The organism is Brevundimonas aurantiaca, assembly GCF_904830995.1.
Classification (GTDB): Bacteria; Pseudomonadota; Alphaproteobacteria; order Caulobacterales; family Caulobacteraceae; genus Brevundimonas; species Brevundimonas aurantiaca.
The window spans coordinates 41,027-66,187 of the sequence record NZ_CAJGVD010000001.1 but is presented as its reverse complement, the minus strand read 5'-3'; the positions used below and the strand labels follow the sequence as shown (position 1 = coordinate 66,187).

Genomic DNA, 25,161 nt, shown 5'->3' with positions numbered 1-25,161 from the left:
ATCAGCGGACCGAGAAGTTGGTGGACCCCGTCATCCGGTGCCCGTCCGGAGACGCCACCCGCCAGTTGACCACGTAGGCCCCGGCCGCCAACGGCCTCGCCGGAGCGCCCGAGATCGTCTTGCCGTCCTCGGACACCCGTGTCTGGACACGGATGGTCGCGCCCGCCGCATTGACGAGATCGAAACCGGAGAAGGCCGGCGCCACGCGCTCGCTGAAGGTGAGGCTGATGGTGCGCGGCGCCGCGACCGCAGCGCCGGCGGCCGGCGTGGCGCTCACGAGACGCGCGTGTGCATCCGCCTGACCGGCGACCAGGGAAAGCGCCGCGACGGTCGCGGCGAGCGATGCGATTTTGAAACGGGTCAACTCAAACTCCTAGGAAGGGACGCCCCTACTGTCTCTTACGCGGCACGCGCCCCCGCCCCTCACGAAATGAAACTGAAGCCGGCCGGCCCCCGACAAAAACACTCGACGGCGGGTTCATCCACAAACTCGGCTTCAGGGATTTAAACCGGATCAGTTGGTGGCGGCCGGCAAGCAGAGACACATCTACCAAGGGAAGGCCGGACAAAGTGAGTCACGGTCCAGTCGCGCTTCGGCACAGCGGGTCCGCTCAACCGCTGTCACCGGCAGGGCGCCGGTCTGGACGACAACGCCTTGTAGAGGCGCCGCCGCGTCGCAGACCGCAGGTCGCTAAGCGCCGCCTCGCCGATCGCCTAGACGCGGAACTCGAGCATCACGCGAGAATTCGCCGATTACTGCTCGTCGGCGCATAGTCGAAAGTTCATGCGCTTCGGGGCCCACCAGCGCCTGCGTAAACGCTAGCAGTCGGTTCAACCGGTCACTGGATATCCCGCGAGCCTTACCCATCAGTTCGCAACGCGCCATAACGACAGGCACCACAGGCTCGCCGCAGACTGTGAACCCGATCCTCAAGAATCGAAGGAACAGGGCGCCTGAGAACCACGCGGGGTAGAGGCTGGTGCGCCACGGCGCCTGCGCTATCCGACCTGCCGGTCTGCACACATTGGTTTGGGCTCTCTTCCGACGAAGCGCACCGTCTCCGCTTTCAGATCGACTTCAGCTGCGAACCCTGCCGAACCCGAGCCTACTTCTGCGGCGCGCCATCGGCGTCGTCTGCGCCGTGCGACCGCCAGCCTAGGTCACTAGACGCCTTCGGCCGAAGACCGCCGATGATCCGTTCGATGCCGCAGAAGCTTAGTCGCACTCGGTTTTGCGCCGCCGTCGCAAATCACCCGCCAACGGATCATGCCTTCCGTACCCCCATTTCGGCGACGCCAGCGGCGAGGGTCAACCTTGAGGGGTGTTTGGTTTGAACCGTTCCCGAAACGTCGGGTAAGCTGAAACCATCGTCACCCAGGCTCGCAGTTGGAGCAGTTTCTTGACGGCGCTTTCGGACACCATCCAGTTCACAGTCATTCGAGGCGAAGGCGATTGGCGCGTCCTCCGCGATGGCCGAGACGCCGGCCACTTCGATTTCAGCGTCGACGCCATCGAGTCAGCCCTGGTCCGCGCTACCACGTTGATCGAAAAGGGCGAGACCGTCGAAGTTTTCGTCCAGGACGCGGCAGGCCAGCTTAGACAGGTCGATCCTGTCGGTGGCGAGGTACTGCACTAACGTCCTCGACCGTCGTCGAGCGCCGATATCCGGTCTTCTGCACCTCTTCGAGCAATCCCCACCGGCTTGGAAAGCGTTGTTCGACGCGTCCGAGAGCTCCGACCATCCCGGTCGACTGAAAAATTCGCGACATATGAGGGAAGGGAGGAGACGCCGCGTAGTCAACAAAGAGGGGCCGCGATTTGGCCGCAATGTCGCTAGGGGGAAACCATTGGCCAATAAGTTTTCAGGAGCCGGCTCGTCGCCTCCTCTGTCCTGACCGGAATCACGATCGTGGCGACAGCGACGGCCCTGCCTGTCGCGGCGCAAAACCGTCCCTCCTCCGAGACATCGTCATCCGAACCGGCCGCAGAGCTGGAAGCTGTTGTCGTCACCGGGTCTCGCATCGCCCGACAGGACTACATCGCCAACAGCCCGATCGTGACCGTGACCCAAGAGGATTTCCAGGCGACGGGATCGGTCAACATCGAGAGCTTGATCAACGAATTGCCGCAGTTCACGGCCTTGGGCAACGCGGCCTCTAACAGCCCAAATCTGGCGGGCCAAGCCAATGTGCAACTCCGTGGTCTTGGATCGACGCGAACCCTCGTTCTTCTCGACGGGCGCCGGATAGTCCCATCCAACGCCTCGTCGGTCGTCGATCTCAACCTGTTGCCCACCCCCCTGATCGCTAGCGTCGAGACGATCACGGGCGGAGCCTCCTCGACCTACGGATCGGACGCGGTGGGCGGCGTGCTCAACTTCCTGCTCGACCGCCGCTTTGAAGGCTTCAAGCTAGACGCTCAGTACGGGGCCTCCGACCAGGGCGACGCGGAGGCGGAGGCGGTCAGCCTAACGCTCGGCGGGGACTTCGCCGAGGGACGGGGTCGCGCTGTTCTTTCGGCCAGCTATTCCAACCGGGCGTCCGTGCTCAACGCCAGTCGCTCTTTCTCGCTCATCGGCGGGTTCGCCGGCACCTCGCCGCTCGGGTCGACGGTGTTCGACGCCTCAAACTTGCCGACAGCCGCCGCCGTCAACGCCGCCGTTTCCGGCGCTGCACGGGGCGATACGTTCGGCTTCAACAACAACGGAACCTTGTTCACCTATCAGGGCGCGCGCGATTACGTGAGTCCCGGCGGCATAGACTATGAGGGGTTCCGCAAGCCGGGTCCGTTGCAGCAGACGGACTTCACCTACAGCACCGTTGATCGCAACTATCTGATTATTCCCCAGACCCGGTACAATGTGTATGCGGCCGCGAGCTACGAGCTCACCGAAGCGGTCGAGTTTTACACGGACGTCCTGTTTTCTCAGTATCAGGCCGGCAACCAGCTCGCGTCCAACCCGGGTACCGGCCCCACTACGGGCTTCCGTATCCCATCTACCAATCCGTTCATTCCTACTGAACTGCGCGGTGTCCTCAACTCGCGACCCAATCCGGCCGGGAGTTTCCGCCTCGACAAACGATTCAACGAGCTCGGTCCGCGCCGCCAGAACGAAAATTACAGCGTCTACCAGATCACCACGGGCTTACGCGGCGATCTGGTCGGTCTGCGCGACTGGACCTACGACGCCTACTTGACCTATGGCCGGGTAGACAACGACACCAATTACACTGGCTATCTCTCTCGCTCCGCCATTCAGCGGCTCCTGGAGGCGTCAGACGGCGGCGCGTCGCTCTGCACCGGCGGTTTCAACCCCTTCGGCGCCAATCCGTTGAGCGCCAGCTGTATCGCCTATGTCAGCCGGGTGCCGCGCAATAAAACTACGAACGATCAGCGTGTAGTGGAAGCCAATCTGCAGGGTGGGCTGTTCACCCTGCCCGCCGGCGAGGTGCGCGCGGCTGTCGGCGCGGCCTACCGAGAGCAGAACTACGACTTTTCGCCCGACAACCTGCTGATCAGCACCTTTACCCTTAACGGCGTCACCGGACCTGAACTGGCCGGCAACTCCGGCACGCCGCTGTCGGGATCGGATACGGTGTCGGAACTCTATGCCGAGGTACTGATCCCGCTGCTCGCCGACCTGCCGTTCATTCGCCAGCTTGAGACCAACCTCGGCTACCGTGTGTCAGACTATGACACCATCGGACAGGTCGCGTCTTACAAGGCGGACCTCAGCTGGGAGGCGATCGACGGGCTGCGGCTGCGCGGCGGTGTGCAACGCGCGGTGCGCGCGCCCTCGATCGGGGAGCTTTTCGCCGCCCAGAACCTGAGCTTCCCGTCGATCGGCGTACCCGTGTCCTCGACCGGGGTGCGGCAGTTCTCCGGCGACCCCTGCGACATCCGCGGCGCCTATCGCGCGCCCGGCGCCGCGAACGCCGGCCAGGTGCGGAGCCTCTGTCTGGCGCAGAATGTCCCGGCGCAGGTGATCGACTCCTACACCTTCTCCAACTCGCAAGTGTCGGGCGTAACCGGCGGGAATCCCGACCTGCAGGAGGAGACCGCGGACTCCTTCACGGTCGGCGCGATCTTACAGTCGCCGTTGTCTAGCGCGTGGCTTAGCGGCGTATCCGGATCCATCGACTACTATGACATCACCATCGAGCAGGTGGTCGGCACGGTCTCGACGACCGAACAGCTGCGCCGCTGCTACAATCAGGACGGCGTCTCCAACCCGACCTACGATCCGAACAACGTGTTCTGCCGCCTGTTCAGCCGGGATCCGAACTCCGGCCAGATCACCAGCACGTTCGAGACAAATGCCAACCTGGGCACGCTGAAGACCAAGGGGATCGACTTCCAGATCGACTGGCGGCTCGATCTGACCGACATAGGCGCACCAGACTGGGGCGCCCTAGCCCTCAACGTCACTGGCACCCGGCTGCTGGAATGGGAGCGGCAGGACATCCCGGGCGGCCCCTACACCGATCGCAAAGGCACCGTTTCCAACAGCTTCGGTCTAACCCTCCCGGAATGGAAGGCGCTCTCGACCCTGAACTGGACTCAGGATCCGTGGACCCTCGGTCTGCGCTGGCGTTACCAAGGCGAGGTCGAGAACTTCAACAATCGAAGCCAAGTCATCGACGCCATCCACTATTTCGATCTGAACGCTGGATTTGAGATCAACTCGACCGTCTCACTTCGCGCGGGCGTCAACAATCTGACGGACGAACAGCCGCCCGTCTATGCGCCCGCGATCGCCGCCAATACCGACCCGTCCACCTACGATCTGGTCGGACGCCGATACTACGTCGGACTGATGGCTCGCTTCTGATCCCACCGATACTCGGCGCGTCCTGCTGAAATCACGCAAAGGAAGGCCCTATCTCATGAACACTCGTCTGATGCTGACCTTGGCCACGAGCCTCAGCCTCGTCGCCGGCGGCGCGGTCGCCCACGACTTCTTTCTCATCCCCGAGCGCTTTGTCGGACCGGCCGGACAACCGCTTATCGTTCACGCGACCTCGTCGTCAGATTTTCCCGCTCTCAATGTCGGTTCGCCGCTGGCGCGGGTCGGAGAAGCACGAGCGATGGTGAACGGCAGGCCCGCCCAAGTCGCCGTGGACGCCCATCGGCAATCCCTCCGTTTAACCGTCTCCAGCGCCGACGAGGGCATGGCCGCTGTCACTCTTCAGACGGTTTGGGGCGAGTCCAACTGGCGCCCTGACCAGGTCGAGACCTACCTTGACGAGCACCCGTTCTCGGCGGAGGACATCGCGACAGTCCATCGTTTGCTTCCCGCTGGCGCGACGCTCCAGATCCGATCGCGCCGCCTAGCGAAATCTCTCGTGTGTTTCCAGACCTGCACCCCGATCCCGCAGGGCCCAACGGGTTTGGAGGTGGAGTTTCTGCCGCTGTTCGAACCGGGTCAATCGATGCCCGCCGGCTTTCAGCTGATCAGAAACGGTGAGCCGTTAGCGGCGCACCCCGTCACTATCCGTTTCGGCCCTCGCGAACGTCGCACGGTCGTCACCGACGCCGACGGCCGGTTGAAGCTTCAGGATGGCGTGAGCGGCCCCATCATGCTGGTCGCGGTAACTATTGACGCGCCGTCGCAACCCGGAGAGCGGTTTGTCACCAACAACGCGACCTTGACCTTCAACGCGCCGGTCTAGGTTGATGCCCCTGGGCGGTGGTCCTCGTCATCATCATCCGAGGCGCTACAGCCGGCTGTGACGCCCTTCTGAGACCTCCAGCCCGGCGTGCGCCAGGACTTCCGCCTCGAGGGCGATGATACGACGCATCTGGTTCTCGGCCTTCAGGGTCTGGCGCCCTACTGGTGGGAGATCGACGCCGCCTCCTTCCTGTCGACCGAGGGGAACCTGACCGCTCGTGTCGAGGCCGAATACGACCAGCGCATCACCCAGCGCTGGATCCTCCAGCCGCGCCTCGAAATCGACGCCTCCGCCAGCGACATTCCGGAACTGGAGCTCGGTTCCGGTTTGTCCTCGGTCGAAGCGGGCCTGCGTCTCCGCTATGAGTTTCGCAAGGAGCTCGCCCCCTACGTCGGCGTCGAATGGAGCCGCGCGCTCGGCGATACCGCCGACTACATCAAAGCCCGAGGCGGCGAGATAGACGACACACGCTTCGTCGTCGGTCTCAACGCCTGGTTCTAACCGAAGGAGATCATTGATGATCCGCACCCTCGTCCTCACCGCAGCCCTGGCCTTCGCCGGAGCGGCCGCCGCCCAAGACCCGCACGCTGGCCATGCCATGCCGGCTCAAGCCGCCGCGCCGCAATCGGGCATCGTCACCGTCCCTGCCGATGGCGCCATGACATCCGGTTCGCCCGAACGCTTCAGCGTCAACTTCCCGCACGCGATGATTTTGAAGACCGTGACCCTCACCGCCGAAGGACGTGCCCCGGTCGTCGTCAACGCCCCTGCCGCGCCGGCCGCCGCGACCGTCAGCGTGGCCCTGCCCCGCCTCGTGGCGGGCACTTACAGGGCCGCCTGGACGGCGGAAGGCGCGGACGGGCACAAGATGTCCGGGTCTGTCAACTTCATGGTTCACTAGGAGAACGACGATGCGAGTTTCCAACCTGCTGGCCGCCGCCGGCGCGATCCTGGCCCTGAGCGCTGGAGCGGCCCTGGCCGCCGAAGGCTGCGACTGTTGCAAGGACATGGCCGCTGACGCCGCCATGAGCTGCTGCGACAAGATGAAGTCTGACGCTTCGCCGCCCGCCGAACCCGCGCCGCCCGCGCCGGCGCCCTCGGATGCTCCGGCTCCCCAAGGTCACGCCGACCATAACTGACCGGCCGATCTGAACCGCTCCGGCAGGCGCTCCGACTGATCGGAGGTCTGCCCGGAGCGGACAGGCGTCAACTCTCGGTCTTCGCCGCGCTGAGCCGCGCCTCGCTCCCTGGGGCGCCGCCTGCCGCAATCCGGATGAAACGGACGGTCTCGGCCCGCGTCCGCGGTTCAGCGACGAACCCCGCCTCGGCGAAGGCGAGATGCTGGGGCATCGGCGCCCTCGCCGTATCCACGCGCCACCAAACCTCCAGCGACGCCGCCTTGGGCAAAATGCCGCCGACGATCCGCTCGATGTCCCGAAAGGACAGGTCCACCTCGGCGCTCTTCTGACGTCGGAGAAAGGCTGCGAGCGGCGCGTATTTAGCCATCTGGGTGTCTTGCTCCACTGCTGCCGGGGGTCAAGCCCGGCTGGCGCGCTTGGGCTGGCCGATCTAGACTCGCCGGCGGCGGGTTCCGGGAACGATAGGCGCCGATCAAGAGCCAGGGGACGTGCAAACGTCGGCGGCGATCGGCGGCGAAACGCCGGGCTTCATCACAGAAGTTCCTGGCCCGCCCCCTCCCCTCATCCCGGGTCGATCAGACCTTGCCGGACCGCCGAGGCGACCGCTTCGATCCGGGTCCGGACCCGGAGTTTGGAGCAGGCCTTCTCAAGATAGCTGTCCACGGTGCGGGGCGACAGCGACAGAATGATTCCGATGTCGGAAGAGCTTTTCCCGCGACAGACCCATTGCAGACATTCCTGTTCGCGCGGGCTCAGGGTGACCGCGTGCGATCCACGGCCCGGATCTTCGGATACAGCTTCCATATTACACCACCGGTTGTCCGACTCCCTCCGTACACGGCGGGTTCGCGCCCGGGCAACGTCGATGAATTGCGGGTCGCCCGCAGGTTTCTTGCGGGACGGAAGCCTCCCCGCCGGTTGAACCGCAGACAGGTCGCGACTACAGCGGGGCCGTCGGGCGCCGCGAGATAGGCGCACAGCCGGAGCCGGGGTTCGTCGCTGACGGAGGCGGCGCTGCGCGCTGAAGTAACGGGCCTCGTTCGCAGAGGATTCCAACGCCCGACCCCTCCCGCTTGCGTCGGGATTCCGTTTGATTCATGCTCGCCAAGGCCGACCTACGCGTCGGCAGGGGCTTGGAATCCCCTGTGCGATATCTTCTTCGACGACCCACGCGCGGCGTGGCTGTCGCTGACCGGATCACCGTGTCAGGCGTGTGAGCGCCTGCGCCCGGCTGTCCGTTCGCGCCCCGGATTCCAGCCGTCTGAATTGCGGTCGGAGAGGCAGGGTGAGCGAAGCGAAGCCATTGCAAGCGGAGGTCGGCGGCGGCCTGGACGGCCTGTACCGCCGCTACGCTGCGTGGTTGAACCGTCGCCTCCGGGCTCGGATCGGTCCGGACGATGCGGCCGACGTCGTGCAGGAAACCTATATCCGCATCGCGCCCTTCGCCGACGGCGGGATCGCCCATCCCCGCGCCTTCCTGCTCCGGGTCGCCCTCAATCTGGTGCGCGATGACGCCAAACATAGGCGCCGTCGGCCAAGCGACGCCGACCTCCAATCCCCCGAATCCGAAGGCGCGCCCCAGTTCGATCAGGTTCTGCTCGCCCAGATCATACGATCCATGCCGCAACTCTACCGCGACGTCTTCGTCTTGAGCCGCTTTGACGGTATGACGTATCCCGAGATCGCCAAGGAGCTCGAGATCAGCGTCAAGACGGTGGAGTGGCGGATGTCCAAGGCGCTCGACTACTGCGCGCTGCGGCTGGACCTTTAGGCGAAGACTGATGACGACCGAGGCTGACGCCGACATCAGACGCAAGGAGACCGCCGACTGGTTCGCGCGGCTCAACCAGCGCAAGGTCACCACGGCGGACGTGAAGGCCTTCAGCGCCTGGCGACGGGACTCCAGGAACGCCGAGAGCTTCGATCGCATGCAGGCGATGTGGGACGCGAGTCGCACCCTGGCCGACCAACCCGAGATGGCCGCGCTTTCGGCGGACGCCCGGACCCGCGCCGCCTCCCGCCGCAGGGCCCGCCCCCGCCTGCTCGGTGTTCTCGCCCCCGTCGGCGCCGTCGGCGCCGCGATCGCGGCCCTGTCCGTGGGCTGGTGGTTGTGGTCAGCGCAGCAGCCGACCCCCTATCTCACCCAGGTCGGCGAACGCCGCGTCGTTCAACTGGCCGACGGCTCGACGATCACGCTCGACACGGACTCCAGGATCGACGTTCGCCTGACCGGGGGCCGCCGGCTGGTCACCCTCGTCACGGGCCAGGCCCGGTTCGACGTTGAGGGCGACCCGGACCGGCCGTTCGTCGTCAAGGCCGGCGACACCGAGGTTACGGCCTTGGGCACGAGCTTCGACGTCCGGCGCTTCGGGACGGGCGCACGCGTGGTGCTTGTCGAGGGCCGGGTCGATGTGCGCGAGGGCGAACAGGCGGACCGGCGCTGGTCGATGCAGCCGGGACAGCAGCTGGTGACGTCCGTCCCCCGACCCCGGGTGGTCACGACCGATCTACCCGCGGCGACCAGCTGGGCGGCGGGCCGACTGACCTTCCACGAAACGCCGATCGGCGTCGCCGTGGCTGAGGTCAACCGCTACACCCGTCATCCGATCGAACTGCGCGCCGGGGACATTTCCTCCATCCGGGTGAGCGGGGTGTTCGACGCCGGCGACGTCGAGGGTTTCGTGGCGGCGCTGCGCGACCTCTATCCGCTCACCGCCGAACGGGCCGAGGACGGTCATGTGGTGCTTTCGGGCGCATCGAAAAATAATCTGACCCCGGACTTAGGGTAAGGCCCGCGACCGGTCGTCTCCTCCCGGTCCCGCATCAATGCGGATAAGAAACCGGGGGAGACACATGAGACAGGGCTTCACTTCAACGGCGCTCGCGGCGCTTCTGATGGCGTCGGCGACGCCGGTCTGCGCCCAGCAGGCCGAGTCCGCGCGTCGCTTCGACATCCCGGCAGGGCCGCTGGCGCGCACCCTCCCCGCCTTCGCTCGCCAGAGCGGTCAGCAGATCCTCTATCCGAGCGCCCTGGTGGCGGACCGGGCCTCGGCGTCACTTTCGGGCGACTATTCCGTCGAGACGGCGCTGGCGCTGCTCCTGCGCGACACCGGCCTGACCTATCGACGGAGCCGGCCCAATGTGTTCGTCCTCATCGACCCGTCGCAACGCGCCGAGGCCGAACAGCTGGAAGCCGTCCAGCTGGACGAGGTCGTCGTCACGGGCAGCCTGCTGCGCGGGGTGCTCGACGGCCCCTCGCCGGTGGTGGTCGTCAGCCGCGACCAGATTGATCGCGACGGCCACGCGACCGTCGCTCAAGCCCTGGCGGCGCTGCCGCAGAATTTCGCAGGCACCGCCAATGACGCCACCCTCAGCAACGGCGGCGACCGCAGCGGCACCAACGCCAACTACTCCAATGGGGTGAACCTGCGCGGCCTCGGCAGCGACGCGACCCTGGTGTTGGTCAACGGCCGGCGGATCGCCGGGACCGGCTCCAAGGGCGATTTCGCCGACGTCTCGTCGATTCCGACGGCCGCCGTTGAGCGGATCGACGTCCTGCTCGACGGAGCCTCGGCTCTCTACGGCGCCGACGCCGTGGGCGGGGTCATCAATGTGGTCCTGCGTGACGACTACGACGGCGCCGAGACCAGAGCGCGCTACGGCACGGCCGCCGACGGCGCCTTCTCCGATGTCCTGTTCGCCCAGACGATCGGGCGGCGATGGGGCAGCGGCAGTCTTATGGGCGTCTACGAATACCAGGACCGCGAAGCCCTGCCCGCGGCCGAACGCGATCGCGCGGGTGACGCCGATCTGCGCCGCTTCGGCGGATCGGATCGCCGACTGAACTACAGCAACCCCGGCAACATCATGGTGATCGACCCGGCGTCGGGCGCCTATGTCTCCGCCTTCGCCATCCCGGGCGGTCAGGACGGGACCAACCTGGCTCCGGGCGATTTCCTGCCGGGGCAGGAGAACCGCACCAATCAGCGGTTCGGCATGAACGTCTTTCCGCGGCAGACCCGCCATATCGCCTATCTGGCGGGACGGCAGGATCTCGGCGGCCGGCTGACCCTGTCCGGCGACGCGCGCTGGGCCCGGCGCGACTATGAGACCCGATCGTCGCCGATCGCCACGCTGCTGACCGTCAACCGCAATAACCCCTTCTTCGAATCCCCGACGGGCGCGAATTCGCACCTGATCGCCTATTCCTTCGCCGGTCAGACGCCCAACCCGGTGCAATCCGGGGAGGTCGAGACCCTGTCCGCGACGATCGGCGCCGATCTCGACCTGGGCGGCTCGTGGCGGTTGTCGAGCTATCTCGCCTACGGCGCGGGAGAAGCCGGCTTCGGGTCGTCGGGCACGCTGCAATCGACCCATCTGCGCGAGGCGCTGGGCGCCTTGGCGGGCAATCCGGCCACGGGCTACAGCGCCGCCCGGGACGGCTTTCTCAATCCGTTCGGGGCGGGGAACGTCAATCCGCAGGCCGCGCTGGACTTCATCACGGGCGGCTGGACCCATCTGTGGAGCGAGAGCCGCATCACCACGGCGAACGTGATGCTGGACGGCGACCTGTTGGAGCTGCCCGGCGGCCCGTTGAAACTCGCGGTCGGGGCGGCGCTCCGGCGCGAGAATTTCGACCGCAAGGTGGACAGTTTCACCTCCGGCATCGCGCCCGTCCTGGGCGCGCTGAACGCCAGCGAGCGCGACGTGGCGGCGGTCTATGCGGAGGCGCGGATTCCCCTGTTCGGGGCCGGCAACAGCCGTCCAGGACTGGAACGGCTCGAACTGTCGCTGGCGGCCCGGTTCGAGGACTATGGCGATGTCGGTCAGACGACGAGCCCCAAGGTCGGTCTGGTCTGGGAACCCATGGCGGGCGCGCGCCTGCGGGCCAACTACGGCCGGTCCTTCCGGGCGCCGGCCCTGCGCGAGGTGAATGACGCGGCGACGGCCAGTCCCTCGATCCTGCCCCGCGGACCCAACCAGATCCTGACCATGATCCTGTATGGCGGCAATCCGGATCTGGAGCCCGAAACCGCCGACACCTGGACGGTTGGGGGCGATTTCGAGCCCGCCTCGGTTCAGGGTCTCCGGATCAGCGTCAACGCCTTCCGCACGGATTTCGAGAACCGGATCGGCCAACCGGCTCTGGAGAACATCCTCACCGCGCTGAGCGACACCACCCTGAGCCCGTTCGTTCGGATCATCGATCCGGCCAACAACGCCCAGGATCGCGCCGACATGCAGGCGATCCTCGATTTGCCGACCACCAACCTGCGTGACCTGTTCCCGGCCACCGATTACGGCGCCATCGTCGACGCCCGCTACGTCAACACCGCCAGCGTCCAGGTCCAGGGCGCCGACCTCACGGTCGCCTACGCCTTCGCGGTCGGCCCTGACGCCTTCGATCTGACCAGCAGCCTGACCTGGCTGGAGCGCTTCGACGCCCGGGCCACGCCCACCTCCCCCGTGGTCTCCCAGCTGGATCGACCGAACTATCCCGTGGGCCTGCGGGGTCGCACCCATCTCAGCTGGACGAGGGGCCCGCTCACCCTCGGCGGAGCGGTGGATCATGTCTCCGACTACGCCGACACCTCCGGGCGTCGCATCGGCTCCTGGACCACGGCCGATCTTCAGGTGCGCTATGCGCCGGAGACGGGTCCGTTCGCCGGGACGGCCGTCGCCCTGACGATCCAGAACCTCTTTGACCGTGATCCGCCCTTCTACGACGCGCCCGAAGGCGTGGCCTATGACGCGGCGAACTCGGACGTCATCGGCCGCTACGTCTCGCTCCAGCTGACCCGGAGCTGGTGATGCACCGCACAGTTCTGATGCTCGGCCTTGCGGCCGGGCTCGCCTTCGCTTGTCCCGCGCTCGCCCAGTCCTCCGGCCCTTTCACCATCGACGCCCTGCTGCGTCAGGAGAGTCTCGGCGATGCGCGCGTCAGTCCGGACGGCCGCTGGATCGCGCTGGAACGCCGGGCGCGCTACGACCGCGCGCCCTCCTACAAGCTGTCCAGGGACACCGACCGCCTCCTCAGCGCCGTCCAGATCGTGGACGCGCGCTCTGGCGAGGTGGTCCGCACCCTGGAGACCCCGGACCATTCCGCCGGCTATACGGCTGGACGGTTCTCGCCCGACGGTCGCCGGCTGATCGTCTACGAGCTGACGCCGGACAGCTGGCGGCTGGGCGTCCTGTCGCTCGAGACCGGCGCGGTCCGTTGGACCGCGCTCGCGCCGGAAGACCCGCGGCTCGGGCTGACGGCGCTCTGGCGAACCGTCGACGAACTGCTCGTCGTCGTGCAGCCGGGCGGACAGCTGCCCGAGATCGCCCGCACCGGCTTCCAGGCCCAGGACCGTATCGCGGCGCTCTGGGCGGCGACAGCGTCCGGCCGATCCGTCGGCGGCACCTTCATTCCGAGCGGCTCGGCCCGCGACACCCGCGAACATCGCCCACCGTTGTCGCTCCTCCGCCTGGATGTGCGTAGCGGCGCGCAGACGCCGCTCGCCGCGGGTGCGATCTTCGATCTCGCCCTGTCGCCGGACGGCGCCCGTATCGCCGTGCTGGAGGACCGCGAGGATCTGCAGCCCGATCCCGATCGCCCGGTCCTGGTCGGCGACCCGATCCGCCGACGCGCCCTGCGCCTGATCGACATCGACACCGGCGCCGAAACCCGGATCGACCCCGCTCTCGATTACGGCCCCTATCTGATGGCGTGGAGCCCCGACAGCCGTCGGCTTCTCGCCTTCGCGCGCCACGTGGGCCAAGCCGGCTTCGAGCGGTCCGGCGCCTATGTCGCGATCGGGCTGGACGGCTTGGTCTCCAGGTTCGCGGACAAGCCGGCGACGGAGCGAAGCCCGTGGGACGAACCGGTGGCGCTGGGCGGCTGGCTCGGCGACACGCCCGTGCTCCGGGTCCTGGATGACGCCGGCGTCGCCCAATGGCGCGTGCCGGGCGGTCTCGCGCCGATCCCGGCCCAGACGGGCGATCGGCTCGTCGACTGGAACGGCGAGACCCGTATCGAGCGCGGCGACCGGCTTCTGTCCCTGAACGGAGGCCCGGACGTCGCCGGCCGGATCAGCGACCTCGGCGAGGCTCGCGACGCCGGCTTCCGCGCCGCCTATGTGCGCGAGGCGACCCCCGGCCGCACCCTGATCAGCGACGGCTGCGCCAAGGCCGCGATCGACGCGGCGCCGGTCTGCGTCTCGCCGCTGGAACCGGATGAAACCCGCGTCGCCTCCAGCCCTGACGGCGCCTTCGTCGTCGCCCGTCAGGACTCCGCCGACGGATCCGCCCGTTTCCGGCTCCATCGCGCCAACGCCGGCCTGACCCTGGCGGAGATCAACCTCGATCGCGCGACCTTCGACTGGGGCGAAATCATCGAAGTTGCGCACACCGGTCCTGCCGGCCAGGCGCTGAAGAGCTGGCTGCTCCTGCCGCCGGGATTGCCGGAAGGGGTCAAGGCGCCGCTGGTCGTCGAGGTCTACCCCGGCCGCGTCTCGTCGCGTCCGCCGTCACCGCTCACGCGCCGCTCCGCCATGCTCCAGAACAATCCGGCGGTCATCGCCGGGGGCGGCTATGCGGTTCTCTATGTCAGCCTGCCGAACCCGCCGGATGGGCGCTGGTCCGGCGCGGCCCTTGCCGCGCAGATCGACGCCATCGCCGATGCGGCCGGCGCCACTGGCCGGGTCCGGGCCGACCGCTACGCCCTGCTCGGTCACAGCTACGGGGCCTTCAATGTGCTCAACGCGGCGCCCCACAGCGACCGGGTCGCGGCGGTGATCGCCTCCAACGGCTACGCCGACCTGATCAGCGCCTTCGAACTGCCGCCCTTCTTCCGCTCCGCACCCGACGAGGGCGTGCCCATCGGCCAGCTGTCCGGCTGGGCGGAGACAGGCCAGGCGGCGATCGGCGCCTTCCCGGCGGACGCCGCCCGCTATGTCGAGATGAGCCCGCTGTTCTCGGCGGCGGACCTGCGGGCGCCGGCCCTGCTGATCGAAAGCGATCTGGAGCGGCCGCGCATGGGCAAGTTGTTCGGCGTCCTCTACCGACTAAACCGGGACGCGGCTCTGCTGACCTACTATGGCGAGGGCCATGTGCTCGCCAGCCCCGGCAACCTGCGCGACCTACACGCCCACATCCTCGACTGGCTGGCGCGCTACCTCGGTCCGGCGACGCGCGATCCGACCCTCCCAGTGGCGCGCCCAGGCCTCCAGGACGGCGGCCAGCAACGGGGCGTTGGCGCCCTCGCGCCAGAGCAGGCGGGCCGGGTCGAGATCAACCTCGAGCGTCGCCCGGTCGAGGACGCCCTGGGCCGCTAGTCGTCCCTCCAGGAGGAAGGCGGCGAGCGCCGGCGCGCTGTCCCGTACGACCTGGCCGTAGAAGTGGCTCAGATCGCCCTTGTCCCGCCGTTCGGCGATCAAGGGCGGCAGGCGCTCCGAGAAGGCCAGGCGGGCCAGGCCCCGGTCCCGTTCGCCCAGGGTCAGCCGGTCGGACGGCACGCCGAGGCAGTGTTCGACGACCGGCTGACTGAGGAAGGGATTGAGCAGCGGGGCCTGGCGCGCCCTCAGACAGTCCGTCCAGAACAGCTGACAGTTCACGAACCGCTCCAGCTGCCCCCGCTTGGCGGGCGCAAGCTCGGCCGCGTCGTCGAGCCACCGGTGACGCGGCCCCGATCCGGTCTGCGTCCGGCCGCGCACCGCCAGTCGGCCGACGGTCCAGGCGGAGTGGCGGGTCCAGCGGCCCACCGCCGCCAGATAGGCCGGATTGAGGGCGCGCAAGCCCTGGCGGCGGAACCGGTCGGCGGCGACGAGGGGATCCGGGGCCTGGAAGAAGACGCTGTCGCCGCCCTGTCCCGTCAACAGGCCGTCGGCGCCCAGCGCCGCCAGTCGGCCCGCGGCGTGCCGATCATAGGCCGGGTCCACCCCTTGGAGGGCGGGACGGAGTCCGGAGGCCAGGGTGGTGAAGTCCGCGTCGGAGATCGCCTCGACCGGCTTGCGAACGGTCTCGAGCGGAACGCCGCTCAGCGCCGCGGCCGCCTCCGCGTAACGACGCTCGTCGCCTTCGGCGTCGTCGCCATAGTAGTTGATGAAGACCGCGCGCTCGGCGTGCCCCGTCGCCCTCAGGCTTCCCGCCACGATGGCCGAGTCCAGTCCCCCGGAGAGTTCGGAGACCACCCGGCGACGCGAGCGCATGGTGCGGTCGATGGTGCGATCGACGACCCGCACGAGAGCGTCCGGGGCGTCGTCGGCGCCCCGACGGACGAAGTCGGCCGGCCGCCACAGGGGTTCGTCGGGAAGGTCTTGGTCCGGCCGGCTCCAGCAACCGGCGCCGACCGGCGTCAAACCTTGGAGGGGCAATCCGTCGGTCAGAAGCGAAGGCGTCGCCAGAAGGGCGCCCAGTTGTGGCCAGTCGATCGCGAGCGTGTCCGGCAAGACGGCGTCGAGCGCCGGCGGAGGACAGTCGGTCACCAAGGTGACGGGACCTCGCCGCCACCACACCACATCCACCGCTCCGGTCGGATCCCGCACCAGGTTCAGGTGGCCGTCGCGATCTCGCCAGACCATCAGATAGGCGCCCCAGCCTTCGCTCATGAGGCCCGCGCCGAGCGGGCGTCCTTCGGGGAAGCGGCCTGCGATCGCGGAAGGATGCGCGCCCTCCCCGCGCCATTCCCCGATCAGGGCATGGGCGCGATGAACCTGCGCGACGGGCCATGGGAAACGCGGTCCGGTCAGAATCCTCAGACCGAAGCCGTCGAGCCGCAGGGTCCAGCCGCTCCGCAGTAGCGCCGCCAGGGCCGCCTCGACGGCGGGATCGCGGGCGTCCGCGGCGTCGGCGACGAGGAGATAGCCGGCGTCGCCGCTCATCGCACCATGATCGGCGTGTAGGCCACGAGCCGCTCCACATCATCGTTGAGACAGACCTCGCCGACCTGCACCCAGCAATGGGCGGTGAACGGACACAGGCGCACGCCGAACACCCAGTCGGCCCGAAGCCCCTGACGCCGGAGAAAACGGACCAGCAGCGCCGACCGGACGAGGCATTCCCCCTCGATCGGCAAATAGGCCATCAGGGTCCAGAACCGCCGACCGGCCTCGATCGCGGCCATAGGGTCGTCACGAGGCTCGGCGCCGCCCAGACTGACATAAGGCGACAGGCCGGCCCCGCGCCGGGCGGCCCGCACCTCGTGCATCGCGCAGAGCCCCGGGATCAGGTCCCGCATCAGGTCCAGACGCCCTCCGGCGTGGATCACGGAACGCACCGGGCGAGCCGGCGGAACCCGGGGCTTCGGCGAAGGCTCCGCTCCGATCAACCCCGCCGCGATCAGGGCCGAGACGGGGCCGTTCATCCGGACGAGACCGCCTCCCGCGAGCCGCCGGCACAGGGCGGCGCCGTCCGGCAGGCAATGATAACCGTCGCCGCGCACGTCGAGCAGGACGGCGTCACCACCGACGCAGGCGTGGTGAACGTCCGGCGCGAAATACAGGCGCACGGCAGGGGCGGCGGCGTCGCCGCCGTCGCCCCCCGTCGGAGCCGTCGCGCTCAGGCGGTCCAACGCTCGACCGGGATCAGCTCGCGATTGCCGCTGGGCTGGTCCGCCCGCGTCTGCTCCGCGGCCCCGCCGATGCGGGCGACCGAGGGATCGACGTAGGTGTAGATCGGGTTGAGTTCCCGATTGTGCCCCGGGCCGTCGGCGCGGGTCTGCTCCACCGCGGAACCGAGCCCGACGATCTGGGTCGTGGACGCGTCGTCGTAGAAATAGAGCGGGATCAGCTCCATCTTTTCGACGCCGCCGCCGGCGCGGGTCAGTGCGCTGGCGCAGCCGAGCCCGATCAGGCCCGGAAGGGGATTGGTCTTCATGTCGTAGCCTCCTTGAACGGGGCCAAACGCCCCGCACCCTAAGCCAGCGCCCGCGAGGCTCTATATTCAAACTATATCTGTCCTATACTTTCGACAGATTGTCGCATGACTGCCACGACGGCGGTGGCGAGCGCCGATCTCTCTCGATGATGCAGATCGACCTCGCGCCGCAACGCGACGAGCGCGCCGTCCGCGACGTGGCGTTCGACACCGACGATCCAGGCCAGGTCCGGCGGCGCCAATTCGGCCGAGACGATCCGAATGGGTCGAAGCCGCAGCGTCAGGCGCCAATGGGTTTGCGCCAAGACCGCCCGCCCCGGCGACCGGACCAGGGCGGCGTAGAAGCGCTCCTCGCTCCTCTCGCCGACGCTCTGGAGCGCCACAGTCGTTCCGGCGGCGTCAAGAAGGTCGATCGCCAAATGCACCAGCCGCCGGTGGATTTCGTAGAGATCAACGATGTCGTCGGCGCTGGGACTGGGGGCGTAGTAGCCACGCCCGGGGCGATGTTCGATCAGACCTTCGCCGGCGAGCCGGGCCAGGGCCTCGCGCACGGGCGTCTGGGACAGCTCCAGTTCGGCGGCCAAGGCGGTGGCGACCAACGGCTCTCCCCAGCCGAAGCGGCCTGATCCGGCGAACGCCGCCAAGGCGGTCAGGGCGTCGTTATAGGGGTCTCGCGATCGCATCACGACCAACCCCCAGCGAGGGCGCTCAAGCCGCGACCCACGCCGAGTTCGGGTTGCGATGAGAATGCGACCATGTAATCGGCGACTTCCGCAAATATTTCGCGTGCGACCCGCAGATATTTTGCGCAAATACACAAGGTTTATAGACCCGTTTGTTTCCCACCTTTCATTTGATGCACGGTTGCTTCATTTTTCAACCAGTAGGGGTGCGGTGCGCGCGAGTCGCGGTGCTCGGAAACGGAGTTGGAGCGACGTCATGGAGAGCGCCGACCGTCAGTCCCAGAGCGAGACCCTGTCCACCGCCCTTCGGCTGATCCGCACCCATCGTCGGCTGCGGGCGGCGGATGTCGCCAAGTCCATGAACATGGCGCTGCGCTCCTACGAGCATTTCGAGTCCGGCGGCGGACGCATCAACATCGAGCGCGTCCATCGTTTCGCCGAGGTCACGGACAGCGATCCCCACGCGATCCTCGCGGCGCTGGCGCTCGGGTCGCCCGCCTTCGCCTTGCGGTGCGCCGACAATAAGCTCGCCACCATTCTCGCGGTCGTGCTGCAAGAGTTCGACGAGGAGGCGGGCGACGCGATCGCGGAGCTGGAGTCCCTGACCATCATCAACACCTTCACCAAGGCCCTGCGCGAGCTGGCCGCGCAGTCCGTCCGCCGGGAGAGCGCGGCGGACGCCTGGCTTGAGGAACGGCGACATCGGCTCGTTTCCCCCACCGGAGACGACGGCGGCTCGGACAAGGGCGCACCGTAGATCCCGGGTGGCGGGCTTACGGACTGGTCCAAGGGTTCCATTCGGCGCCTCATGACCGGATGCGCCCGCTACCCGCCGACCCTCTTTCAGATTCCTCCACGCTCGACCGGCTTTCCGATCGGCAGAAGCAGTGCGTTGCCCTGGCCGCCGAGGGTCTGACATCGGCGGCGATCGGCGAAAGGGTCGGCCTGTCCGCCCGCACGGTCGATGAACATCTGATGGGCGCTTGCCGTGCGCTCGGGGTGCGGACGCGCGTCCAGGCCGTGGCGCGGCTCGCGGCCGCCCAGCGGCCGCCTGAACCCTGGACCTTCCTACCGTAAACGCCCGGCGGGAGGGTCGCGGGTCGCGGCGGCCGGGACTCATCGGCTTTGCTCGGGGCTCACGATGGAGCCTCCCTTGCTGGACCTCGCCCTCATCCTCAGCCTGTCCCAAGCCTGCGCCCCGCATGTGGCCCCCGAAACCCTGGCGGCCGTCGCCTATGCGGAAAGCCGCTTCAATCCGAACGCCATCGGGGTCAACCGCGGCCCCCGGCCGGCGCGGACGCCACGCGACGCCGCCGAGGCGGCGCGCGTGGCGCGCGACCTTCTGGCCCGAGGCGCGAACCTCGATCTCGGCGTCGCCCAGATCAACAGCGACAACCTCGACTGGCTCGGCCTGTCGGTCGAGGCGGCCTTCGATCCCTGCCGAAACCTCGCCGCCGCCGGTCAGGTGCTTCGCGCGGGCTATCGGCCGGCCGAGGGCGTCGATCCGCAGACGACGTTGAGGATCGCCCTCTCCCGCTACAACACCGGTCATCCCGAGCGCGGCTTCCGCAACGGCTATGTCGCCCGGGTCGAGGCGGCCGCCGTCCGCCTCGGCGTTCAGGCCTTGCGCCCCGTCCAGCCCCTTGCGACCGCGCCGCTGCCCGACCCGGTCCAGACCGCGCCAGCGGCGGACTGGGACGTCTTCGCGCGCGCCCGGACCAGCCTGGTCCTGACCTTCACCGCCACCCAGACCGGGAGTTCTGAATGACCGCCTCCATCTCCTCTCGCCGGTTCGGCGCCGTCGGCGCCATCGCCCTGGCGACCAGCCTGATTCTGGTCCAGCCGGCCTTCGCCTCCGCCAACGTCGAAGGCCTGCTTCAGAACGTCGTCGACATGCTGACCGGCAACACCGCGCGGCTGCTCGCCGTCCTGGCGGTCGTGGTCGTCGGCATTCTCTGGATGTTCGGCCTGTTCGACCTGCGGCGCGCGGCGATCGTGGTGCTCGGCATCGTGGTCGTCTTCGGCGCGGCCGAGATCGTCAATCTGATCACGGGCGGCGCCTGATGGACGACGCCCTCTCCTGGGTCGTGATCGGATCGGCCTCGGTGCTCCTGGCGCTGGTCCTGATGCCCGGCCTGAAGCTGATCTCGCCCAAGCGCTTCGCCCAGATCTTCGCCGGCCTCGCCTCCGGCGTCGCCATCGGCCTGGCCCTGTCGCGCCTGTCCGCCGGAGGCCCGCATGGCTGAAGAGCGCCTGACCGAAGACCCCTTGTTCCTGGCCTGCACCCGACCGGCCATGATCCTGGGCGTCCCCATGGAGGCCATGGGCGTCAATGTCATCCTTTCGGGCGTCGTCTTCCTGGTCGGCGGCAGCCTGCTCTATCTCCTCGTCGCGCCGGCCCTGCACCTGGTGTTCCGGGCGATCTGTCGGGCGGATCACAACGCCTTCCGGCTGCTGTTCGTCTATGTCGACACCAAGGGCCGGTCGCGCAACGCCGCCCTCTGGGGCGGCAGTTCGGCGACACCGTTGCCTCTCATCCGGCGCTACCGTCCGACGGAGCTGGCCCGTGGCTGAGGGCGGCGTCAGCGCGATGCGCCTGCGGCGCGAGGCCGACGCCCGGCCTCATCTGCCCTACGCGCGCCACGTCTCCGACGCCGTGGTGGCGCTCGACAACGGCGCCCTGATGATGGTTTTCCAGATCGACGGGGCCAGTTTCGAGACCGCGGATGCGCGCGATCTGAACGACTGGCATATCAAGCTGAACCAGGCCTGGCGCAATCTGGCCGACGATCGCCTGGCGATCTGGCACCATGTGGTGCGCCGCCCGGCCGAACTCGAGCGGTCCGCCGGCTTCCGCTCGGACTTCGCCGGCGAACTGGGCGCGCTCTACGACGATCGGGTCGCGGAGCGTCGGCTCTGGATCAATGAGCTCTTCGTCACCCTCGTCCTCCACCCCGGCCGCGAGGCGGGCGATCGCGCCGCGGCCCTGGCGCGTCGCCTGAAGGCGGCGCGGCGGGCGGACGCCGAGGTCGAGACCGCCCACCTCCAGCGGATCGAGGAAGCGGGCCGGGACCTGATCCAGTATCTCGACCGCTACGCGCCGCTCCGGCTCGGCCTGTATGAACGTGACGGTCTCTGGTTCTCCGAGCCGATGGAGGTGATGCGACTGGTTCTGACAGGTCGGCGCTCGGCGGTTCCGATCGTCTTCGGCCACCTCGGCGCGGCCGTTCATACGGTGCGCGTCATCTTCGGTCGCGAGACCCTGGAGCTGCGGGACGTCGCCGACGCTCGCTACGCCGGCGTCCTGGCGGTGAAGGAATATCCGGCGACGACCCGGCCGGGGCTGTGGGACGATCTGCTGAGCGTCCGCTTCGGCTTCGTGGCGAGCCAGTCCTTCGCGTTCCTGTCCAAGGCCGCCGCGCGGACGGTGATGGAGCGCAAGCAGAACCAGATGGTCTCCGCGCGCGACCGCGCGGCCTCTCAGATCACCGGCCTGTCGGACGCGCTCGACGACCTGGTCAGCAACCGCTTCGTGATGGGCGAGCACCAGGCTTCGATCCTCGTGCACGGCGATACGCCGGGGGCGCTGGCGGACCATTTATCCAAGGCGCGCGCCATTCTCGCCGATTCCGGTCTGGTCGTGGCCCGGGAGGATCTCGGACTGGAGGCGGCCTTCTGGTCCCAGTTCCCCGGCGCCTTCGCCCGCCGCACCCGGCCGGCCGCCATCACCTCGCGCAATTTCGCGGCCCTGGCGCCGTTCCACGCCCATCCGGTCGGCAAGGCGCGCGGCGCCCACTGGGGCGAGGCGGTCGCGGTGCTGCGCACCACGGCCGGCTCGCCGTTCTGGTTCAACTTCCACGTCGGCGATCTGGGCCACACCTTCATCTGCGGGCCGTCCGGATCGGGCAAGACGGTCGTCCAGAACTTCATGCTGGCCCAGCTCGAACGCTTCGGCGCCCAGCAGCTGTTCATCGACAAGGACCGGGGGGCCGAGATCTTCGTGCGCGCCTGCGGCGGGACCTATCTCGCCCTGCGCAACGGCGAGCCGACGGGCTTCGCCCCATTCAAGGCGCTCGACCCGACGCCGGCGAACCGCGCCTTCCTGGTTCGCCTCGTCCGCGCCCTGGTCGACCGCCCCCACGAAACCCTGACGGTTCCGGAGGCGCGCGCCATCGATCAGGGCGTCGCGGCGCTGGAGGCCCTGCCTCGCGAGCGTCGATCCATCGCCGCCCTGCGCAGCCTGCTCGGCCAGGGCGACGCCGGGGGCGTGGGCGCGCGCCTGGAGCGTTGGCAGCGCAGCGGTCCGCTGGGCTGGGTACTCGACAATGAGGAGGACGCCCTGAGCCTGGAGGCGCGGTTCGCCGGCTTCGACATCACCCAGATGCTAGACCATGACGAGGTTCGCACGCCCGCGATGTTGTATCTGTTTCATCGCATCGCCGAGCGCGTCGATGGCCGACGCCTCGTGCTCGACATCGACGAGTTCTGGAAGGTGCTGGACGATCCGGCCTTCACCGAGCTCGCCCGGGACGGTCTCAAGACCTGGCGCAAGCAGAACGCCCTGATGGTGTTCGGCACCCAGTCGCCGGCCGACGCGCTCCGCTCGCCCATCGCCCACGCCATCCTCGAGCAGTGCGCGACCAAGATCTTCCTGCCCAACGCCCACGGCCAGGCCCGGGACTACGTCGACGGTTTCGGCCTGACCCAGGAGGAGTTCCGGCTCGTCCGCGAGGTGCTGACCCCGGAGTCGCACCGCTTCCTGGTCAAACAGGGTCACGACAGCGTGGTGGTCGAACTCGACCTGCGCGGCATGGACGACGCCTTGGCCATCCTGTCCGGCCGGACCGAGACCGTCGCCTTGCTCGACCGTCTGCGCGCCGAGGCGGGCGACGACTACGCGCAATGGCGCGCCCCCTTCCATAACCAGAGGAGGTTCCTGTGAGAGCCCGAATCCTGTCCGCCGCGGCCGTCGCCGCCCTCGTTGTCGCTGGCGCTCCGGCCGCCCGGGCCCAGCAGATCGTCCACGACCCGAGGGCCCTCGCCCAGATGATCGAGGAGGCACGCACCACCCTGGATCAGTTGAAAGCGCTGCAGACCCAGGTCGAACAGGGCCAGCGGCTGTTCGACAGTCTCAACAACCTGTCCGACGTCAACGCCCTGGCCGGCGAGCTCGGCCTGCCGACCGTGCGCAATCCCCTGCCCGATATGCGGTCGATGCGGGCGGCGGCGAACGGCGACCTCGGCGCGCTCGGCGACCTGGCTGACCGCGCCAACGCCATCCGTCGCGACACCCGGCTGTACACGCCGCCGACGGGCGATCTGAGCCCGGCCGACGCCTATTACCGGGACAGCCTCGAACGCGCCGGCGCCCGCACGGCGCGCGATCTCGCCGTGGGCGAGGCGGTGGCCGGAGCCGCCGACCGGCGGCTTGAGGGTCTGGAGACGCTGCGCTCGGCCCTCGACACCGCGCCCAACGCCCGGGCGGTGATGGATCTGGAGGCGCGGCTCGCGGCGGAACAGGCTCTGATCCAGAACGAACAGGTGCGGCTGCAAGGTCTGGCCCTGACCCAGGCGGCCGAGGCCCGGCTGGAGGAGCAACGCGCCCGGGAACGGGCCGAAGCCGCCCGCACGGCGCGCATGAGCGTCTACGAGAGGGCCTTCCAGTGACGCGGATCGCCCTGCTCGCCGCCTTCGCGCTCGCCGGCTGCGGCGCGCCGGACCGAACGGCCGGGGAATTCGCGGCCGACCCTGACGCGGCGGCCCGGGTCGTGGCCGCCTGCGACGCCGGCCGGACGCAAACGGAGTGCGAGGCGGCGCGCCGCGGCCTGGCCGAGGCCCGGCGTGACGCCCGGATGCGCGCCTATGAGCAGGCGTTCTGAGGACCGGCCATGAGCTTCCGCGTCTTCGAGCCCAGCTACGACTTCATCGACGAGCGGTTGAACGTCTTTCTCGGCGACCGCCTGTCCTCGGTCATCGCCGAGGTCGAAGGTCCGCTGCGGATCGCCTTGGTCCTCTATGTCGTGCTCTACGGCGTCGCCATCCTGCGCGGCGCGATCAGCGAACCGGTGATGGACTTCGCGGTCCGCTCGCTGAAGCTGGCCTTCCTCTATCTGCTGGCGACGACAGCGGCCTATTCCACCTTCGTCACCGAGCCGTTGTTCACCGGACTGCCCAACGCCCTGACCCGCGCGGTCAGCGGAGCGGATACGCCCAGCGTCGGCGCGGCCTTCGACCAGTTCTTCGCCTATGCCGCCTGGTTGGGCGAGGACATCTCGCGCGACGCGTCGGCCTTCAACCCCGGCCCTTATGTGGTGTCGGCGGCGGTCTTCCTAGTCGGCGCCTTGGCCGCGGCCCTCGGCTTCGGCGTTGTGCTGGTGGCCAAGTTGGCCCTCGCCCTGCTCGTCACCCTCGGCCCAATCTTCATCGCCTGCGCCCTCTTCGACGCGACCCGGCGCTTCTTCTTCGGCTGGCTCAGCCAGGCGGTGAACTATCTCGTCCTGTTCGCCCTGATCATCGTCATCTTCCAGCTCGTGCTGTCGCTGGTGCGAGATCAATGGGGCGCGATCCAGGGCGCCGATCCGATGATTGGCGGCCTGATCTTCATCGCCCTGTGCCTGCTGGGCGCGATCTTCTTCCTGCAGACCCCCGCCATCGCCGCCGGGATCGCCGGCGGCGCTAGCGCCGGCCTGGCCGACTTCGCCAACGCCGCCGCCCTGGGCGGACGCGGCTCGGGCCGCGCCCAGGGGCCGCAGGAATCCAGCCGCCAGCCCCCGAGGAGCGGCGGCTCCATCCGACCGAGAGGCGCCTGA

Annotated in this window: 25 protein-coding genes and 2 pseudogenes; 20 read left to right on the top strand and 7 right to left on the bottom strand. The window is 68.4% G+C overall.

What is annotated here, in order from left to right; translation table 11 throughout:
- Position 1: 1 nt before the first annotated feature.
- Positions 2-364: a copper homeostasis periplasmic binding protein CopC gene (gene copC, locus JMT67_RS00370; RefSeq protein ID WP_066551017.1), complete on the bottom strand. Its 363-nt coding sequence runs from the start codon at positions 362-364 to the stop codon at positions 2-4.
- Between the two features lie 1,036 nt (positions 365-1,400).
- Between copC and JMT67_RS00365 the strand changes: the two genes are divergently transcribed.
- The 6 genes and pseudogenes from JMT67_RS00365 (at position 1,401) to JMT67_RS00340 (ending at position 6,812) form a co-directional block, all read left to right on the top strand.
- Positions 1,401-1,637: a hypothetical protein gene (locus JMT67_RS00365; protein WP_066551015.1), complete on the top strand. Its 237-nt coding sequence runs from the start codon at positions 1,401-1,403 to the stop codon at positions 1,635-1,637.
- Between the two features lie 273 nt (positions 1,638-1,910).
- Positions 1,911-4,832 (top strand): TonB-dependent receptor domain-containing protein, encoded by a 2,922-nt coding sequence (locus tag JMT67_RS00360; protein WP_233455741.1) that lies wholly within the window; start codon positions 1,911-1,913, stop codon positions 4,830-4,832.
- 55 nt (positions 4,833-4,887) lie between these two features.
- Entirely contained in the window at positions 4,888-5,673 is a 786-nt protein-coding gene (locus JMT67_RS00355) for a DUF4198 domain-containing protein (protein ID WP_082854036.1), read from the top strand.
- An 84-nt stretch (positions 5,674-5,757) separates the two neighbouring features.
- Positions 5,758-6,174, top strand: a pseudogene (locus tag JMT67_RS00350) (copper resistance protein B); the annotation flags it as partial.
- Between the two features lie 16 nt (positions 6,175-6,190).
- Entirely contained in the window at positions 6,191-6,574 is a 384-nt protein-coding gene (locus JMT67_RS00345) for a copper resistance protein CopC (protein WP_201462408.1), read from the top strand.
- A 10-nt stretch (positions 6,575-6,584) separates the two neighbouring features.
- Entirely contained in the window at positions 6,585-6,812 is a 228-nt protein-coding gene (locus tag JMT67_RS00340; RefSeq protein WP_112862319.1) for an ammonium transporter family protein, read from the top strand.
- 67 nt (positions 6,813-6,879) lie between these two features.
- Here the strand turns inward: JMT67_RS00340 and JMT67_RS00335 are convergent, their stop codons facing one another.
- Positions 6,880-7,179 carry a DUF7662 domain-containing protein gene (locus tag JMT67_RS00335; RefSeq protein WP_112862320.1) on the bottom strand — a complete coding sequence of 100 codons (300 nt, stop codon included), beginning with the start codon at positions 7,177-7,179 and terminating at the stop codon, positions 6,880-6,882.
- Positions 7,180-7,373: 194 nt separating this feature from the next.
- Entirely contained in the window at positions 7,374-7,616 is a 243-nt protein-coding gene (locus JMT67_RS00330; RefSeq protein ID WP_082503529.1) for a response regulator transcription factor, read from the bottom strand.
- Between the two features lie 481 nt (positions 7,617-8,097).
- Here JMT67_RS00330 and JMT67_RS00325 point away from each other — a divergent pair, with 481 nt between their 5' ends.
- The 4 genes and pseudogenes from JMT67_RS00325 to JMT67_RS16440 form a co-directional block, all read left to right on the top strand.
- Positions 8,098-8,583, top strand: a complete 486-nt coding sequence (locus JMT67_RS00325; RefSeq protein ID WP_055808252.1) for an RNA polymerase sigma factor — start codon at positions 8,098-8,100, stop codon at positions 8,581-8,583.
- 10 nt (positions 8,584-8,593) lie between these two features.
- Positions 8,594-9,601 (top strand): FecR family protein, encoded by a 1,008-nt coding sequence (locus JMT67_RS00320; protein WP_055808249.1) that lies wholly within the window; start codon positions 8,594-8,596, stop codon positions 9,599-9,601.
- Positions 9,602-9,665: 64 nt separating this feature from the next.
- On the top strand, positions 9,666-12,623 hold the full coding sequence (locus JMT67_RS00315) for a TonB-dependent receptor (protein WP_201462407.1): 2,958 nt from the start codon (positions 9,666-9,668) through the stop codon (positions 12,621-12,623).
- Positions 12,623-14,917, top strand: a pseudogene (locus JMT67_RS16440) (hypothetical protein); the annotation flags it as partial. The gene JMT67_RS00315 and the pseudogene JMT67_RS16440, both read left to right, overlap by 1 nt.
- An 18-nt stretch (positions 14,918-14,935) precedes the next feature.
- Here the strand turns inward: JMT67_RS16440 and JMT67_RS16130 are convergent.
- The 4 genes from JMT67_RS16130 to JMT67_RS00295 all read right to left on the bottom strand — a co-directional run bounded on the left by JMT67_RS16130 (position 14,936) and on the right by JMT67_RS00295 (position 18,352).
- Positions 14,936-16,675 (bottom strand): asparagine synthase-related protein, encoded by a 1,740-nt coding sequence (locus JMT67_RS16130; protein WP_082503526.1) that lies wholly within the window; start codon positions 16,673-16,675, stop codon positions 14,936-14,938.
- Complete coding sequence (locus tag JMT67_RS00305; RefSeq protein ID WP_055808242.1) at positions 16,672-17,364, bottom strand: lasso peptide biosynthesis B2 protein; 693 nt, start codon at positions 17,362-17,364, stop codon at positions 16,672-16,674. The genes JMT67_RS16130 and JMT67_RS00305 overlap by 4 nt, the downstream gene beginning before the upstream one ends.
- Positions 17,352-17,669 carry a hypothetical protein gene (locus JMT67_RS00300; protein ID WP_112862326.1) on the bottom strand — a complete coding sequence of 106 codons (318 nt, stop codon included), beginning with the start codon at positions 17,667-17,669 and terminating at the stop codon, positions 17,352-17,354. The genes JMT67_RS00305 and JMT67_RS00300 overlap by 13 nt, the downstream gene beginning before the upstream one ends.
- A 71-nt stretch (positions 17,670-17,740) precedes the next feature.
- Positions 17,741-18,352 (bottom strand): GntR family transcriptional regulator, encoded by a 612-nt coding sequence (locus tag JMT67_RS00295; protein WP_055808237.1) that lies wholly within the window; start codon positions 18,350-18,352, stop codon positions 17,741-17,743.
- Between the two features lie 256 nt (positions 18,353-18,608).
- Here JMT67_RS00295 and JMT67_RS00290 point away from each other — a divergent pair, with 256 nt between their 5' ends.
- The 10 genes from JMT67_RS00290 to JMT67_RS00245 all read left to right on the top strand — a co-directional run bounded on the left by JMT67_RS00290 (position 18,609) and on the right by JMT67_RS00245 (position 25,161).
- Positions 18,609-19,109 (top strand): helix-turn-helix domain-containing protein, encoded by a 501-nt coding sequence (locus JMT67_RS00290; protein WP_201462405.1) that lies wholly within the window; start codon positions 18,609-18,611, stop codon positions 19,107-19,109.
- A gap of 59 nt (positions 19,110-19,168) precedes the next feature.
- Positions 19,169-19,429, top strand: a complete 261-nt coding sequence (locus tag JMT67_RS00285; RefSeq protein ID WP_201462404.1) for a helix-turn-helix domain-containing protein — start codon at positions 19,169-19,171, stop codon at positions 19,427-19,429.
- Positions 19,430-19,505: 76 nt separating this feature from the next.
- Positions 19,506-20,120 (top strand): lytic transglycosylase domain-containing protein, encoded by a 615-nt coding sequence (locus JMT67_RS00280; RefSeq protein WP_055808481.1) that lies wholly within the window; start codon positions 19,506-19,508, stop codon positions 20,118-20,120.
- Positions 20,117-20,416 carry a TrbC/VirB2 family protein gene (locus JMT67_RS00275; protein WP_055808232.1) on the top strand — a complete coding sequence of 100 codons (300 nt, stop codon included), beginning with the start codon at positions 20,117-20,119 and terminating at the stop codon, positions 20,414-20,416. Before JMT67_RS00280 ends, JMT67_RS00275 begins: the two co-directional genes overlap by 4 nt.
- Positions 20,416-20,598, top strand: a complete 183-nt coding sequence (locus JMT67_RS00270; protein WP_201462403.1) for a hypothetical protein — start codon at positions 20,416-20,418, stop codon at positions 20,596-20,598. Before JMT67_RS00275 ends, JMT67_RS00270 begins: the two co-directional genes overlap by 1 nt.
- On the top strand, positions 20,591-20,926 hold the full coding sequence (locus JMT67_RS00265; protein ID WP_055808227.1) for a type IV secretion system protein VirB3: 336 nt from the start codon (positions 20,591-20,593) through the stop codon (positions 20,924-20,926). The genes JMT67_RS00270 and JMT67_RS00265 overlap by 8 nt, the downstream gene beginning before the upstream one ends.
- Complete coding sequence (locus JMT67_RS00260; protein WP_233455739.1) at positions 20,919-23,294, top strand: VirB4 family type IV secretion/conjugal transfer ATPase; 2,376 nt, start codon at positions 20,919-20,921, stop codon at positions 23,292-23,294. The genes JMT67_RS00265 and JMT67_RS00260 overlap by 8 nt, the downstream gene beginning before the upstream one ends.
- Complete coding sequence (locus tag JMT67_RS00255; protein WP_233455738.1) at positions 23,291-24,019, top strand: type IV secretion system protein; 729 nt, start codon at positions 23,291-23,293, stop codon at positions 24,017-24,019. Before JMT67_RS00260 ends, JMT67_RS00255 begins: the two co-directional genes overlap by 4 nt.
- Complete coding sequence (locus JMT67_RS00250; protein WP_201462402.1) at positions 24,016-24,231, top strand: EexN family lipoprotein; 216 nt, start codon at positions 24,016-24,018, stop codon at positions 24,229-24,231. The genes JMT67_RS00255 and JMT67_RS00250 overlap by 4 nt, the downstream gene beginning before the upstream one ends.
- A 9-nt stretch (positions 24,232-24,240) precedes the next feature.
- Positions 24,241-25,161 carry a type IV secretion system protein gene (locus JMT67_RS00245; protein WP_112862330.1) on the top strand — a complete coding sequence of 307 codons (921 nt, stop codon included), beginning with the start codon at positions 24,241-24,243 and terminating at the stop codon, positions 25,159-25,161.

Bases quoted from the DNA above. Each gene is read 5' to 3' on its own strand.
- JMT67_RS00275 (WP_055808232.1), top strand. From the start codon at position 20,117: ATGACCGCCTCCATCTCCTCTCGCCGGTTCGGCGCCGTCGGCGCCATC.
- JMT67_RS00320 (WP_055808249.1), top strand. From the start codon at position 8,594: ATGACGACCGAGGCTGACGCCGACATCAGACGCAAGGAGACCGCCGAC.
- JMT67_RS00330 (WP_082503529.1), bottom strand. From the start codon at position 7,616: ATGGAAGCTGTATCCGAAGATCCGGGCCGTGGATCGCACGCGGTCACC.
- JMT67_RS00345 (WP_201462408.1), top strand. From the start codon at position 6,191: ATGATCCGCACCCTCGTCCTCACCGCAGCCCTGGCCTTCGCCGGAGCG.
- JMT67_RS00265 (WP_055808227.1), top strand. From the start codon at position 20,591: ATGGCTGAAGAGCGCCTGACCGAAGACCCCTTGTTCCTGGCCTGCACC.
- JMT67_RS00300 (WP_112862326.1), bottom strand. From the start codon at position 17,669: ATGAAGACCAATCCCCTTCCGGGCCTGATCGGGCTCGGCTGCGCCAGC.
- JMT67_RS00355 (WP_082854036.1), top strand. From the start codon at position 4,888: ATGAACACTCGTCTGATGCTGACCTTGGCCACGAGCCTCAGCCTCGTC.
- JMT67_RS00295 (WP_055808237.1), bottom strand. From the start codon at position 18,352: ATGCGATCGCGAGACCCCTATAACGACGCCCTGACCGCCTTGGCGGCG.
- JMT67_RS00335 (WP_112862320.1), bottom strand. From the start codon at position 7,179: ATGGCTAAATACGCGCCGCTCGCAGCCTTTCTCCGACGTCAGAAGAGC.
- JMT67_RS00285 (WP_201462404.1), top strand. From the start codon at position 19,169: ATGCGCCCGCTACCCGCCGACCCTCTTTCAGATTCCTCCACGCTCGAC.
- JMT67_RS00340 (WP_112862319.1), top strand. From the start codon at position 6,585: ATGCGAGTTTCCAACCTGCTGGCCGCCGCCGGCGCGATCCTGGCCCTG.
- JMT67_RS00245 (WP_112862330.1), top strand. From the start codon at position 24,241: ATGAGCTTCCGCGTCTTCGAGCCCAGCTACGACTTCATCGACGAGCGG.
- JMT67_RS00315 (WP_201462407.1), top strand. From the start codon at position 9,666: ATGAGACAGGGCTTCACTTCAACGGCGCTCGCGGCGCTTCTGATGGCG.
- JMT67_RS00290 (WP_201462405.1), top strand. From the start codon at position 18,609: ATGGAGAGCGCCGACCGTCAGTCCCAGAGCGAGACCCTGTCCACCGCC.
- JMT67_RS16130 (WP_082503526.1), bottom strand. From the start codon at position 16,675: ATGAGCGGCGACGCCGGCTATCTCCTCGTCGCCGACGCCGCGGACGCC.
- JMT67_RS00270 (WP_201462403.1), top strand. From the start codon at position 20,416: ATGGACGACGCCCTCTCCTGGGTCGTGATCGGATCGGCCTCGGTGCTC.